14 protein-coding genes are annotated in these 13733 nt (G+C 71.9%); 10 read left to right on the top strand and 4 right to left on the bottom strand.

What is annotated here, in order from left to right; genetic code table 11:
* Positions 1-63: 63 nt before the first annotated feature.
* Together Mco01_RS39005 and Mco01_RS09105 are read left to right on the top strand one after the other, a co-directional pair.
* Positions 64-576: a hypothetical protein gene (locus Mco01_RS39005; protein ID WP_239103448.1), complete on the top strand. Its 513-nt coding sequence runs from the start codon at positions 64-66 to the stop codon at positions 574-576.
* An 82-nt stretch (positions 577-658) separates the two neighbouring features.
* A complete protein-coding gene (locus tag Mco01_RS09105; protein ID WP_204056438.1) occupies positions 659-1063 on the top strand; it encodes a hypothetical protein in 405 nt (134 codons plus the stop codon).
* A gap of 6 nt (positions 1064-1069) precedes the next feature.
* Here the strand turns inward: Mco01_RS09105 and Mco01_RS09100 are convergent, their stop codons facing one another.
* Positions 1070-1423 carry a DUF742 domain-containing protein gene (locus Mco01_RS09100; RefSeq protein ID WP_204056437.1) on the bottom strand — a complete coding sequence of 118 codons (354 nt, stop codon included), beginning with the start codon at positions 1421-1423 and terminating at the stop codon, positions 1070-1072.
* Positions 1420-3612, bottom strand: a complete 2193-nt coding sequence (locus tag Mco01_RS09095; protein ID WP_204056436.1) for a sensor histidine kinase — start codon at positions 3610-3612, stop codon at positions 1420-1422. Before Mco01_RS09095 ends, Mco01_RS09100 begins: the two co-directional genes overlap by 4 nt.
* Before the next feature lie 193 nt (positions 3613-3805).
* Here Mco01_RS09095 and Mco01_RS09090 point away from each other — a divergent pair, with 193 nt between their 5' ends.
* From Mco01_RS09090 to Mco01_RS09080, 3 genes are all read left to right on the top strand, one after another.
* A complete protein-coding gene (locus tag Mco01_RS09090; RefSeq protein WP_204056435.1) occupies positions 3806-4735 on the top strand; it encodes a DMT family transporter in 930 nt (309 codons plus the stop codon).
* A gap of 40 nt (positions 4736-4775) precedes the next feature.
* Positions 4776-5390 (top strand): GntR family transcriptional regulator, encoded by a 615-nt coding sequence (locus Mco01_RS09085; protein ID WP_204056434.1) that lies wholly within the window; start codon positions 4776-4778, stop codon positions 5388-5390.
* A 64-nt stretch (positions 5391-5454) separates the two neighbouring features.
* The gene (locus Mco01_RS09080; RefSeq protein WP_036325401.1) at positions 5455-5820 is read left to right on the top strand and encodes a hypothetical protein; all 366 of its coding nucleotides are present in this window, start codon (positions 5455-5457) and stop codon (positions 5818-5820) included.
* A 13-nt stretch (positions 5821-5833) separates the two neighbouring features.
* On the opposite strand, the gene Mco01_RS09075 is transcribed toward Mco01_RS09080, so the two are convergent.
* Complete coding sequence (locus Mco01_RS09075; RefSeq protein ID WP_204056433.1) at positions 5834-6589, bottom strand: crotonase/enoyl-CoA hydratase family protein; 756 nt, start codon at positions 6587-6589, stop codon at positions 5834-5836.
* Positions 6590-7159: 570 nt separating this feature from the next.
* Here Mco01_RS09075 and Mco01_RS09070 point away from each other — a divergent pair.
* Both Mco01_RS09070 and Mco01_RS09065 read left to right on the top strand, forming a co-directional pair.
* Positions 7160-8629: a sugar transferase gene (locus Mco01_RS09070; RefSeq protein WP_204056432.1), complete on the top strand. Its 1470-nt coding sequence runs from the start codon at positions 7160-7162 to the stop codon at positions 8627-8629.
* A 1-nt stretch (position 8630) separates the two neighbouring features.
* Entirely contained in the window at positions 8631-9695 is a 1065-nt protein-coding gene (locus Mco01_RS09065; RefSeq protein ID WP_204056431.1) for a glucose-1-phosphate thymidylyltransferase, read from the top strand.
* On the opposite strand, the gene Mco01_RS09060 is transcribed toward Mco01_RS09065, so the two are convergent.
* Complete coding sequence (locus Mco01_RS09060) at positions 9685-10605, bottom strand: phytanoyl-CoA dioxygenase family protein (RefSeq protein ID WP_204056430.1); 921 nt, start codon at positions 10603-10605, stop codon at positions 9685-9687. The genes Mco01_RS09065 and Mco01_RS09060 overlap by 11 nt on opposite strands.
* A gap of 222 nt (positions 10606-10827) precedes the next feature.
* Between Mco01_RS09060 and rfbB the strand changes: the two genes are divergently transcribed.
* The 3 genes from rfbB to rfbD are packed head-to-tail and all read left to right on the top strand — an operon-like array spanning position 10828 to position 13677.
* Entirely contained in the window at positions 10828-11799 is a 972-nt protein-coding gene (rfbB, locus tag Mco01_RS09055; RefSeq protein WP_204056429.1) for a dTDP-glucose 4,6-dehydratase, read from the top strand.
* 4 nt (positions 11800-11803) lie between these two features.
* Positions 11804-12826 carry an endonuclease/exonuclease/phosphatase family protein gene (locus Mco01_RS09050; RefSeq protein WP_204056428.1) on the top strand — a complete coding sequence of 341 codons (1023 nt, stop codon included), beginning with the start codon at positions 11804-11806 and terminating at the stop codon, positions 12824-12826.
* Positions 12823-13677 carry a dTDP-4-dehydrorhamnose reductase gene (gene rfbD / locus Mco01_RS09045; protein WP_239103447.1) on the top strand — a complete coding sequence of 285 codons (855 nt, stop codon included), beginning with the start codon at positions 12823-12825 and terminating at the stop codon, positions 13675-13677. The genes Mco01_RS09050 and rfbD overlap by 4 nt, the downstream gene beginning before the upstream one ends.
* Positions 13678-13733 lie beyond the last annotated feature (56 nt).

Genomic DNA, 13733 nt, shown 5'->3' with positions numbered 1-13733 from the left:
GGTTCCACCTGCGCGAACATCGCTTCTTCCCCTGATGGGTACGTACACCTGGGGGGGATCGCCATGAGGAAGATCGTCGCTGTCGCCGTGTTCGCCGCGATGACCATGCTCGGTACGGTCGCCGCCGGGGCGGGCCACCCGCCCCGCACCCAGCCGCAGGCCGAGCGCCAGCGCCAGCAGGATCAGCCCTGCGAAGCCGCGACGGAGGCGGCCGGGCAGGCGGAGCAGACCGGGCAGGCGGAGGAGGCCCGGCCCGGTGAGCAGAGCTCTCTGTCCAAGGGAGAGGAGGGCGGACGGCCCGAGCGCGTGGAGGTCAGCAGGAGCCAGTTCGACATCCTCCTCGACCAGTGCCGCTTCGCCGACACCCACGAGGCGCGGTGCGCCTGCCGGGCCGCGGTGAAGGAGAAGTACCGCGTCGGCGCGGCCAACCCGTCCCTCGACTGCCGCACGTACTCCGGCGTCTCGGTGTGCGGGGAGCTCACCCTCAACCCGCGCCAGAAGGCCTGCGTCGAGGAGTCGGTGCAGGGCGGCATCACCTACCGCCGCGCCGAGGTCGAGTGCTACGCGTTCCGCTGATCCCGGAGGTCCGCCGAAGGAAATTCGGTGAAACCTGAATATTCTGGCCAACCCTGATTCGTGCGTGATCTACCCTGCGGGAGTGGACGCCAACAGCCAGGGCGCCGCCGAACTCCTGACAGTCCTGATGCGTACGGCGGCACGGTTCACCGAGATGGGCCGATCCCTCTCCCAGGACCACTTCCCGCACGTCCGATCCAGGGCCGTCTCGGACCTCGCCGGCTCCGTCGCGCGGCTCGGCGCGGAGCTGGAGCTCCCCGGGCACGAGCTGGTCTTCGAGGTGAACGTCGGGCTGGCCGACGGCGCGTTCACGGTCAGGGGCGACCTGGTCCTCGACGGGGAGGAGACCTACCTCGATCTCCCGCTCGTGGAGACGCCCGACGTCCGGCGGCTGGCCGAGCTGCTCGACCGGTACGTCGACGAGCTCACCGTCCCCGCCCGGCGGCACGTCGGCGACCTCCTGGAGGACTGCGGACCGGAGCTGTGACGCCGGTCAGAGCGCCTGGAGCCCCTGAATCACCTCGCGCAGGATGCGCTCCTCGGGCAGCTGGGCGACCGTCGCCTGCGGGCGGGCCGTCACGAGGCCCTGCTCGCGCAGGTCACTCAGCAGGATCCGGACGACGTTGAGCGACAGGCCCAGGTCCGAGGCGAGGTCGGCCACCGACGCGGGGGACCGGCACAGGTGGAGGATCCGCAGGTGCTCGGGGTTCAACCCGTCCGTCCGCCCGTACGCCGAAGGGGCCGTCCTGATGATGGTCATCAGGTCGAAGTCGGGCCCGCTGGGACGCGTCCGGCCGCGCGTGAGCGTGTAGGGCCGCAGCAGCGGCCCGAACTCCTGCTCTGTCACGACTCCTCCTGTGCGCGCCGCCAGCCGGACTGGAACGAGGAGAACAGGTCGCGCGACTCCTCGTCGGAGCGCCGCTCGCCACCGGCTCCCGGCTCCTCGCGCGACCACACGTCCGGTCCCGGCCGGGGCTCCTCCCGCAGCTGGGGCGCGAGGCTCGCCTGCCGCACCCGCCGGGGCAGCGCGTCCTCCCCGCCGTCGTGCGCCTGCTCGTCCGCGCCGTCGCCGAGCGGGGTGAGGGCCAGCGCGGGCGCCGGGGCGGGCGCCGGCGGCACGAGCCGCTCGACCGAGAAGTCCGTCACCCGGTTCTGCACCACGAGCTCCTTCGGCAGCAGCACCACCGCGCTCGTCCCGCCGTACGGCGAGGGCCGCAGCGAGACGCGGATGCCGTGCCGCCGGGCCAGCAGGCCGACGACGAACAGCCCGAGCCGGTCGCTGTCGGCCAGGTCGAACTCGGGCGGGTTCGACAGCCGCTCGTTCAGGTGGTGCATCTCCTCGGGGGCGACGCCGAGGCCGCGGTCCTCCACCTCGATGGCGAAGCCCCGGGCCACCATCTCGCCCCGGATCTGCACCCGGGTGTGCGGCGGAGAGAAGATCGTGGCGTTCTCCGCCAGCTCGGCCAGCAGGTGCACGACGTCGGTGACGGCGGCGCCGGCCAGGGCGTGCCCGTGGGGGACCTGGACGTCCACCCGCAGGTAGTCCTCCACCTCCTCCACGGCGGCGCGGGCCACGTCGTACAGGCTCACCGGGTCGCGCCAGCCGCGTCCGGGGGCGGCGCCGGACAGGATGATCAGACCCTCGGCGTGGCGGCGCATGCGGGTCGTGAGGTGGTCCACGCCGAACAGCCGCTCCAGCATGTCGGGGTCGGTGATCTCCTGCTCCAGGCCGTCCAGCATGGACAGCTGGCGCTGCAGCAGCGACTGGCTCCGGCGGGCGAGGTTGAGGAAGACCTTGTTGACGCCCCTGCGCAGGTCGGCCTGGCCGACCGCGGCCTCGACCGCCGTGCGCTGGACCGAGCCGAACGCCTGGCCGAGGTTCTCCACCTCGCGGGTGTCGCTTCCCTCGACGAGGGTGGGCGTCTCGGCCGCCACGTCGACGTCGTCGCCGCGCCGCAGCCGCTCCACGACGGAGGGCAGCCGCTGGTCGGCGAGCGTCCGGGCGGCCGTGTGAAGGCCGATGAGCTCGCGCGTCAGCCGGTGCGCGAACCGGACGGAGACGAAACCGGTGGCGAGCACCGCGGCGAGGCCGAGCACGCCCGCGATGCCGATGTTCCACAGGACGCCGCGCGCGAGGGGGACGGCCCGGTCGGCCAGCGTCTTGCTCGCCGACCCGCTGAGGTCGGTGAGCGAGTGGATCAGCGCCTCGGCGGACGTGGGCCAGGCGATCGCGTCGGGCGGCAGCGGCTGGCCGGCCCGCACCCTCGTCATCACCTCGTTCTCCATCCCGAGGAACGTGGTGTAGACGGGGGAGGCGTTCAGGCTCAGGAACGGCCGGCCCAGCTCCGAGTCGAGCTGGCCGACGCCGAGCTGGTAGAGCAGCCGGCGCTTGCCGACGAGTCCGGAGAACGCGTCCCGCTCGTCCGTGCTCATCCGGCCCGTGACCTGCGCCCCGGTCACGAGGGCCGACTGCTGGCTCGCGATCTCGCGGCTGCGCCCGATGAGGATGACGGCCTTCGTCTGCTCCACCAGGTCGAGGTCGGGGGAGATCATCAGCCGGTCGTACGCCTGGAAGCCGATCTCCGCGACGTCGCTGTACTGCTCGATGGCGTCCAGCCGCGACAGCGACCGGTCGTCCACCTTGTCGCGTACGTCGTCGAGCCTGCCGACCTGCCGGACCAGCTGCTCCACCCGGTCGCGCATCGCGGGCGGCGTCTCGTCGGCGGCATTGCGCGAGACCCGTCCCAGCTGCTCCGCCGCGGCGTCGGTTCGCCGGCGCTGGTCGTCGAGCTCACTGTGGCTGGTGCCGGACGTGGCGAGGTAGTGGACCGACAGGAACCGCTCGCGCTGCAACTCGGAGATGAGCGTCTGGGTGGGGACGACCACGTTGTCGTAGACGGTCTGGATCCGCAGCAGCTCAAGGCCTCGCTGGACCGTCAGAGTGGCGGTGAACCCCCAGATGACCACCAGAGCGGTGACCGGCACGAGCAGGATCGCGAAGATCTTGAAGCGTATGGACCGTTTCCGACCAGCCATGAGACCCGCCCGTCGGTGATACCTGTGTTAATAGTGCCGAAACACTAGCAATCGGTGAGCTGCGCCACCAGGGATCATTCTTAACAAGTTAGACCGTAATTCCGGGTAACGGTCTTCCTGGAACGTTCTCTGACATTTCGGGCCGCGGGCCATAACTTGCCAGCGGTTGTCTGGTTGTCAGACAATCTCTGGCATGACGAAGGGATCCGGTCCGCTCGCGGTGGTGGCCGCCGCGGTCCTCTGGGGAACGGCGGGCACGGCCGGGGCGCTGGCGGACGCTCCGCCCGTCTCGCTGGCCGCCGCACGCCTGGTGCTCGGCGGGACCGTGCTCGCCGCCGCGGCCGCCGCGGCACGTACGGGGTCGTCCGCGCCGGGCAGGGGGAGCGTCGCCGTTCTCGCCCTGGGAGCCGTGGCCGTCGCCGCCTACCAGCTGTGCTTCTTCGCTGCCGTCGCCAGGACGGGGGTCGCGATCGGGACGGTCGTGGCCGTCGGCAGCGGGCCCGTCTTCACGGGACTGCTCTCCTGGCTGGTGGAGCGGTCCGTGCCCACACGCCGGTGGGCGGCGGGCACGGCGATGGCCATCGCCGGGTGCGCCGTGCTCGTCACCGGGGGCGCCGCCGGCGGCGCGGACGCCGGAGGGGTCGCCCTCGCCCTGCTCGGCGGCCTCCTCTACGCCTTCTACGCCGTGACGGCCGCGCGGGCCATCGGCAGGGGCGCCCGGTCGTCGGCCGTCATGGGCGCGCTGTTCGGCGGCGCCGCGGTGATCACGGTCCCGGTCCTCGTGGCGACCGGCCCCGGCTGGGTGGCACACCCGCGCGGCCTGCTCACCGCGCTCTACCTCGGCTGCGCGACCACCGCCCTGGCCTACTTCCTGTACGGCAGGGGCCTGCGGACCACCCCGGTGGCCACGGCGGCCACGCTCGCGCTCGCCGAGCCGGCGGTGGCGGCGCTGCTCGGCCTGGTGCTGCTGCGCGAGCACCTGTCGGCCGTCTCGTGGGCGGGTCTTGTGCTGCTCGCGCTGAGCCTCGTCGCGGTCGCCGTACCGGAGAAGGGGAAGGCCGTCACGGGGCAGGAGGGGGACCGTGTGGAACAGGCTCCCGCGCCTCTAAGCTCGTCGTCGTGACCGTCGCCCGTTCGCCCGCAGGAGCCGGAGGTCGGCCGTCGTGACCGCGTTGCGTCCCGTGTCGGCCGTGGAGGCGCTCGCGGCGGCCCTGCGGGAGCGTGTGCTGTCCGGCGACATCGAGCCCGGCGCGGCGCTGCCCGAGCAGGAGCTGTCCGCGCGGTACGGCGTGGCCCGCCCGACCGTGCGGGAGGCGCTGGCCGTGCTCGTCCACGAGGGGCTGCTGCGCCGGGAGCGCAACCGCAGCGCGTACGTCCCCGTCGTGACGGCCGCCGACCTCGCCGACCTGATGTACGTCAGGAGGCCGCTGGAGGAGCTGATGGCCGAGGCCGTCGCCGGCCGCCGGGTCGCGGCCGCCGAGGCCGCGCTGGACCGGCTGGCCGGGCTGCCGCCGGACGCGCCGTGGGCCGACGTGGTCGCCGAGCACATGGCGCTGCACGAGGCGCTGGTCGCCGCCGCCGGCAGCCCACGGCTGGACCGCCTGTACGGCTCGCTGGCCGCGGAGACCCGCCTCGGCATCGTCGGGCTGCGGCACGTCTACGAGGACCGCCACGAGCTGACCGCCGAGCACGCCGGGCTGCTGCGGGTGATCGCCGAGGGGACGCCGGAGGAGGCCAGGCGGGCGGTCGGCGAGCACCTGCGGTGGCGCGAATCGTGACATCTGCCCGCCTGCCCCGCCGTTCTCTTGCGGGCGGCACGTTCAAGTCGTCACAATCGCGGCCATGCACGGCAACCCAGTGCCGGATTCCTATGTGTACGTGACGGAAGAGGGCGTGACCCGCCACTACGCCGACGGCAGCGTCGAGGCCCTCGCGTGGGAGGACGTCGTCGAGGTCAGGGTCGGCGGTCACGGACGCGCGGACGAGGCAGGCGACGTTCTCATCGTGCTGCTCGACCGCGAGGGCGAGGGGTGCGTCGTCCCCCGGTCGGCCACCGACGCGACCTTCCTGGCCCGGCTGCGGTACCTGCCCGACTTCGACCTCGACCGGCTCAGCACGGCCGTCGAGAGCGCCGCCGCCGACGGATACGTGGTGGTGTGGCGCAGCCCCGACCCGCCCTCACCGTTACCCGACCTCGAGTACGACTGACCCGGGGCGCCGTTCAGGCGCCGTGCCGTCCGGCGCCCGCGCGGAAGCGCTCGACGCCGGCGAGGTTCTCGGCGCGCAACGTGGCCAGGCCGTGCCGGAACTCTGCGGCCAGCGCCTCCTCCTCCGCCAGCCCCTCCTGTTCCAGCACCGACATCCGGTCGCCGCGCAGGCACGTCTGCGGCAGCGCCGCGAGCCGGGCGGCCAGCTCCTCCGCGGCCTCGCGCGCCGTCCCCGGCGGGACCACCGTGGTGACCAGGCCCATCCGCAGCGCCTCCGCGGCGGAGACGGCCCGTCCGGTCAGGATGAGGTCGAGCGCCCGTCCCGTGCCGATGATCCGGGGCAGCCGCACGGTCCCGCCGTCGATGAGCGGCACCCCCCAGCGGCGGCAGAACACCCCGAACGTCGCGTCCTCGGCGGCGACCCGAAGGTCGCACCAGAGGGCCAGCTCCAGCCCGCCCGCGACCGCGTAGCCCTCGACGGCCGCGACGACCGGCTTGGACAGCCGCATCCGGGTGGGCCCCATCGGCCCGTCGCCGCCGGGCTCGATCCGGTTGCCGCGCTCGCCGCCCACCGCGTGCAGGTCGGCCCCGGAGCAGAACGTGCCGCCGTCTCCCCACAGGACGGCGACCGACGCCGTCTCGTCGGCCTCGAACGCACGGAAGGCGTCGGCGAGGGCGGCGGCCGTCTGCCCGTCGACGGCGTTGCGGACCTCGGGGCGATGCAGGATCACTGTGGTGACCGGGCCGTCCCGGTCGATGCGCACGGACATGCCGCCGAATGTAGTTCGGCCAGAGGGCTCCGGCACCGCCGCGCTTCCGGTCACGGCCGAAAGGACACACGGCTCTTTACAATTCCGTCACTGATATTCGTCGAGTTCCGCGGGCCGCCGATCATCACCGCTGATTTCGATCAACGAAGAGTCCGGGCCGCTCGTGGCGTTCCAGGTCCGTATTCCTCTGATTTGTGGCATAGTCGGCGTCCGTTTGACGGCCTGCCAGACGCGAGGCGGCCCGTGTGGGCTGCGCCGTTGTTGGCCCGGCGGCACGGGGCCGCTCCCGACCTGGGCGGATGCCCGGATTTTCGGCTGGGCACGAGTCGGCATACATCTGGTGTCATTTCGCGGAAGCCGTCAAAACTGGCATCGTTGGACCGTTCCGTCAAGTCATTCCGGAAGCTTCACTGCGACCGCTTGTGGACAGTGATCGTTATTCCCCACTCGAGGCTCCCTCTTTACTATCGAGACCGAGTGCCTGATCGTGAAATTCTTGTGTTTCCCGTCAACCCGCGTGGCTCAACGGGTGTCATCGTCTGCGGAGTCCGACGACGAGGGGCGTGATAGATGGAGACGCGGTTGGGGCTGCCCCAGACGCGAGATGTCCCACGGAACGACGGCACGCGGAGATACAGCGGCACGGCGACGGCGTCGTACTTCCGGGTGCTCGTGATCGGCGACCTGATCTGCTCGATCCTCGCGTTCGGCGCGGTCGAGGGGACGCGACTCGCCCTGGGGGCGTTCATCCCGGTGGTCGACCTGATCTTCGGCGTCACTCTGACCGTTCTGTGGCCCGGTGTCATGGGCCTGGTCGGCAGCTACCGCAGGACCGCGCACGGCGAGGGCACCGACGAGTTCCGCGCCGTCACGCAGGGGGGCTTCGGCCTGGTGGCGACCGTCGCGATCGGGGCGTACGTCACGCAGACCACGGTGGCCAGGAGCTACGTCATGGCCATGATCCCGCTGGCGACGTTCGTCACGCTCGTGTTCCGCCATCGGATGCGCAAGCGCCTGCACCGGTCGCGCTCCCGGGGAGAGTACCTGCGGCGGGTCGTCGCGGTCGGGCACTGCGCGTCGGTGCTCGACCTGGTGATGCAGTTCCGCAGGCAGCCGTACCACGGGATGCGGGTCGTCGCGGCGTGCCTGCCGGATCCGCAGGACCGGGGGCGGACGCTCGACGTCGACGAGGTGCCGGTGCTCGGCGACTTCGGCGACGTCCCCTCGGTCGTCGACAAGGTGTCCGCCGACGCCGTGGCCGTCCTCGCCTGCCCCGAGCTGGACGGCGCGGCGCTGCGCCGCCTCGCGTGGGGCATCGAGTCGCGGGGGGCCGACCTGTTCGTCGCCCCGGCGCTCATGGACGTCGCGGGCCCCCGGGTGAGCGTGCGGCCGGTCGCCGGCATGCCGCTGCTCCACGTGCAGCATCCGGATCTGGACGGCGCCCGCCAGTTCGTGAAGAGCGCGTTCGACCGGGTGGTCGCGGCGGTCGCGCTGACCGTCCTCGTCGTGCCGCTGCTGACGATCGCGGTCGTGATCCGCGCCACGAGCTCGGGCCCGGCGCTCTTCCGCCAGGTCAGGGTCGGGCGGCACGGGCGCGAGTTCAAGGTGCTCAAGTTCCGCACCATGGTCGTCGACGCCGAGCGGCTCAAGCGGGTCCTTCTTGACGGGAACGAGTCGGACGGAGTGCTCTTCAAGATTAGGAACGATCCAAGGATCACCCGCGTCGGCGGGGTCCTGCGCCGTTACTCGATCGACGAGCTGCCCCAGTTGATCAACGTGCTGCGCGGTGAGATGTCCCTCGTCGGCCCGCGGCCGCCGCTGCCGTCCGAGGTCGAGCAGTACGGCGTGGACGTGCGCCGCCGCCTCGTCGTCAAGCCGGGCATGACGGGGCTCTGGCAGGTGAGCGGCAGATCCGACCTGTCGTGGGACGAGTCGGTCCGCCTCGACCTGCGCTACGTGGAGAACTGGTCGCTCATGCTGGACCTGCAGGTGCTGTGGAAGACCTGGTCGGCGGTCACCCGCGGAGACGGGGCGTACTGAGGTGAAGGCTCTCGTCCTGGCGGGCGGCTCGGGGACCCGCCTGCGTCCCATCACGCACACGCGGGCCAAGCAGCTCGTCCCGGTGGCCAACAAGCCGGTCCTGTACTACGGGCTGGAATCGATCGCCGCGGCCGGGATCCGTGAGGTCGGCATCGTGGTGGGCGACACCCACGCCGAGATCGAGGCCGCCGTGGGCGACGGGTCCCGGTTCTCGCTGCAGGCCACCTATCTCCGGCAGAAGGAGCCCCTCGGGCTGGCGCACGCGGTCCTCATCGCCCGTGACTACCTGGGCGACGACGACTTCGTCATGTACCTCGGCGACAACTTCGTCGTCGGGGGCATCGAGAGCCTGGTGGGGCGGTTCCGGGGGTCGCGGCCGAGCGCGCAGATCATGCTGACCCGGGTGTCCGACCCGCGCCACTTCGGCGTCGCCGAGCTCGACGCGGACGGCCGCGTCGTGCGTCTGGAGGAGAAGCCGCGCGAGCCGAAGAGCGACCTCGCCCTTGTCGGCGTCTACCTGTTCACCCCGGCCGTGCACGAGGCGGTGGCGGAGCTCAAGCCGTCCTGGCGGGGGGAGCTGGAGATAACCGACGCCATCCAGTGGCTCATCGACAACGGGCACGTGGTCGAGCCCTCCGTGATCTCGGGCTACTGGAAGGACACCGGCAACGTCGCCGACATGCTGGAGGTCAACCGGCTGGTGCTGGAGTCGGTGGAGCGCCGGATCGACGGCGAGGTGGAGGACTGCGAGCTCATCGGGCGCGTCGTCGTCGAGGCCGGCGCCGTCGTGCGCGGCTCGCGCATCGTCGGACCGGCCGTCGTGGGCGCGGGGACCGTCATCACCGGCTCGTACGTCGGCCCGTTCACCTCGATCGGCGCCGACTGCGTGCTGAGCGGGAGCGAGATCGAGTACTCCATCGTGCTGCCGCGCGCCTCCATCAGAGGGGTGCGCCGGATCGAGGCCTCGTTGATCGGCCACGACGTCGAGGTCACCCCAGCACCCGACACGCCGAAGGCGCATCGCCTGGTGCTGGGGGACCACAGCAAGGTCCAGATCAGCTCGTGACGGCGTCCGGATCGCGGCCCTCCCGGGCTAGGGCCTCGGCCTCGTACGCGCGGGCCAGCTCCTCGGGCATCGGGGTGAGGTCGGCGCAGCGCGCGAAGTCCCGCAGGGTCGTGCCGGTGCACGCGGCGTCCACGTTCGCGGCGCCCCGGCGCGCCTGCACGTCGTCGATGTTCACCGTGCGGAAGTCGATGCTGAACCGCGTGCGGCCCGAGGTGTTCGGGACGGTCGAGTGCAACTGGGCGCCGGAGAACAGCATGAAGCCGCCCGCCTCCGGCACCACGCGGAGCTGCGGATCGAGCTCGATCTCCTCCTCCGGCTTCGGCTGCTCGCGGGTGTCCCCGTGAACGTGCCGGGCGGCCGTGTGCCTGCTGGTGCGGTTCCACTCCGCGTAGTCGTACCGGGCGCTGCCGTTGGCGACGGGACGGTCGAAATAACGGGTGTGGAACGTCATCACGTTCTCCGGGACGACCGGGTAGATCGGCATCCACCAGTTGATCTGGTTGAAGGGCGCGGAGTACCAGCAGTCGCGGTGCGGATGGAAGGCGTAGGAAATTCCGGAGGTGAGGTAGTCGTGGGAGGTGGACGTGCGGAGCCGGGGCACGTCGAAGTAGGTGTGCTCGAGCGAACAGCCGATCTCCTCGATCACCATCGGCAGGAGCTTCTTGCATTGCGGGTGGTGGATGAAACGGGGTTTGAGATCGGCGAGGAGCGCCGCGAACCCCTCCACCGGCATCTCGAACTGGGCCGTCTCCGGATCCAGGCCGCCGAACGCGTCCTCGATGAGCTCCCGGGCGAAGCCGATCAGCTCCGTCGAGGACGGAGTGGCCGGGTAGACGAACACGTCGCCGGCGTAGAGATGGGCTCGCCGTTCCTCGTCGTCCATTTCACTGTTGGAAAAGAGCGTGGTCATCGGTGGAGTTTCTCCCTCGTCGAGGATGGCCGATGTCATTCTTACGCGCCATGAATCAGATGCGCATCACCTTGCCGATATTTTCTCGTATGTTTCGCTGGTGTACGGATTTCGTGACGGCCAAATCCTCGCCCCCGCGGCGCTTATCCTGTGAAGCGTCACTCCCGCACCGTGCGGCACAATCTCCAAACGTTCCAGCTGAAGGACGGGTGTGGATCTCCTGTGAAAGTTCTCGTCACCGGCGGGGCCGGATTCATCGGCTCCCACTACGTCCGCACGCTGCTGTCCGGCGGCTACCCGGCCTTCGCCGGGGCGTCCGTGACGGTGCTCGACCGGCTCACCTACGCCGGTAGCCGTGCCAACCTGGCCCCGGTCGAGGGCCGGTACGCGTTCGTGCACGGCGACGTGTGCGACGCGGCGCTGCTGGCCGAGGTCGTCCCTGGGCACGACGTCGTCGTCCACTTCGCGGCCGAGTCCCACGTCGACCGGTCGATCGACGGCGCGGCGGACTTCGTCCGGACCAACGTGCTCGGCACGCAGACGCTGATGGAGGCGTGTCTGACGGCTGGGGTGGGCCGCGTCGTCCAGGTGTCCACCGACGAGGTCTACGGGTCGATCGAGACCGGGTCCTGGGACGAGAGCGCTCCTCTGGCGCCCCGCTCGCCGTACTCGGCCTCGAAGGCGGGCGGCGACATGATCGCCCGCGCGTACGCGGTCACACACGGGCTGCCGGTGTCCGTGACGCGGTGCGGGAACAACTACGGGCCCTACCAGTACCCGGAGAAGGTGATCCCGCTGTTCGTCACCAACCTCATCGAGGGACGGCCCGTTCCGCTGTACGGCGACGGCGGCAACGTCCGCGACTGGATCCACGTGGACGACCACTGCCGCGGCATCCAGCTCGTCGCCGAGGTGGGCGAGCCCGGCGAGGTCTACCACATCGCGGGCACGGCCGAGCTGACCAATCTCGAGCTCACGCGGCGCCTGATCGACCTCCTCGGCGCCGCGCCGGAGCTGGTGGAGCGGGTCCCCGACCGCAAGGGACACGACCGCCGTTACTCCCTCGACGACCGCAGGCTCCGCGCCCTGGGATACGCGCCCCGGGTGCCGTTCGACGAGGGACTGGCGGACACCGTGCAGTGGTATCTGGACCATCCGGCGTGGTGGAAGCCGCTGCGCGCGGGCCGCCGGTGACGACGTGGACTCCGTGCGACCGTCCCGGCCACCGGCGGCGCCTCCCCGGACGGCGCCCGTCGCGGCGGCGGACGCGCGCCGGCTGGCCGGCATCGGGCTCTGGCTGGTGCTGCTGCCCCTCGCCGGGTGGGCGGGGCTAAGGCTGGTCGGCGCCGAGCCGAAGTTCCGGTGGTCCCAGGCGGTGTCGTTCACGCCGTACGCCGCGGCGGCCTCGCTCGTGCCGCTCCTCGCCGCGGTCGGGCTGCGCCGGCGGGCGACGGCCGTGGCGGCCTTCGCCGTGACCGCGTCCCTCGCGGCGGCGGTCCTGCCGCGGGCCCTGCCCGACGGCAACCCGCCCGCGGACGGCCCGTCGCTGCGTGTGCTGTCCGCGAACCTCTACCACGGCTCCGTGCCCGCCGGAGCCCTGATGGACGCGCTGCGGCGGCACCGCCCGGACGTGCTCGTCATGGTGGAGTTCACCCCGGAGACGTCGGCCGCGCTCGACCGCGCCGGCGTCGCGCGGCTGCTGCCGTACCGGGTGTCGGCGCCCGAGCCGGACGGTCAGGGGTCGGCCGTCTACTCGCGCCTGCCCCTCCGCGCGGACGGCCCGCCGCTGCCGGGTGAGGGGCCGCGCCAGATCCCCGCGCTGCTCACTCTGCCGGACGGGCGGGAGGTGAGCGTCGTCGCGGTGCACGCGTGCGCGCCGTCCGGCGGCTGGCGCTCGGGCTGCTGGGCGTCGAGCATCCGGGCGCTTCCCCCGGCGGGCGGGCGGCTGCGCGTCCTGGCGGGCGACTTCAACTCCACGCTCGACCACGCGGTGCTCCGCGAACTGATCGCGACGGGCTACCGGGACGCGGCGGACGTCACCGGAAAGGGGCTGGCCATGACCTGGCCGTATCTGGATCAGCCGTGGTTCTTCCCCAAGGTCGCCATCGACCACCTGCTCGCGGACTCCCGCATCGCGATCCGGAGCTTCGCGACGTCCGCGCTGCCGGGAACCGACCATCGTGCGGTGGTCACCGACATCACGCTCCCGGCGGCGTCGTGACCAGGTGGATGGTGACCGGCGCCGGAGGCATGCTCGGCGCCGACCTCGTGACCCTGCTCCGGCACGAGGGCGAGGACGTCGTCCCCCTGGCCCGGCGCGACCTCGACCTGCGTGACCCGCGCGCGGCCGGGGCCGCCGTCGAGGACGTGAAACCGGACGTCGTGGTCAACTGCGCGGCGTGGACGGCGGTCGACGAGGCGGAGGCCCACGAGGAGGAGGCGCTGGCGGTGAACGGCCACGGGGTCCGCCGGCTCGCCGCCGCCTCCGCGGGCCACGGCGCGAAGCTCATCCACATCTCCACCGACTACGTCTTCGACGGCACGGCCCGTCTGCCGTACGCCGAGGACGAGCCGGTCGACCCCGTCAACGCGTACGGCCGGACCAAGCTGGCGGGGGAACGGGCGGCCCTGAGCCACGGCGGCCATATCGTCAGGACCGCCTGGCTCTACGGCGAGCACGGCGCGAACTTCGCGACCACCATGATCCGCCTCGCCGGCGAGCGGGACACCGTCTCCGTGGTGGACGACCAGCACGGCCAGCCGACCTGGACGGCCGATCTGGCCGGGCGGATCGTCCTGCTGGGCCGCTCGGGCGCGCCCCCCGGCGTCTACCACGGCACCAACGCCGGCCGCACGACCTGGTACGGCTACGCGCGGGAGATCTTCCGCCTGCTCGGCGCGGATCCCGACCGGGTCAGGCCCACGACCAGCCGCGACTTCCCGCGTCCCGCCCCGCGCCCCGCCTACAGCGTTCTGGGGCACGCGGCGTGGGGGCGGGCGGGGATGGCCCCGATGCGGGACTGGCGCGAGGCGCTGCACGACGCGTGGCCACGCCTGACCCGAATCGTGTGACGTTTGGGGGCGTGCGGCCGATATTCCACGGACGGCAATCGCGAAGACGGGTGGAA

It is taken from the genome of Microbispora corallina (genome assembly GCF_016863035.1).
GTDB classification, from domain to species: domain Bacteria; phylum Actinomycetota; class Actinomycetes; order Streptosporangiales; family Streptosporangiaceae; genus Microbispora; species Microbispora corallina.
Note: the sequence above shows the minus strand (reverse complement) of the source record. Positions and strands in the feature narration are given on the sequence as shown.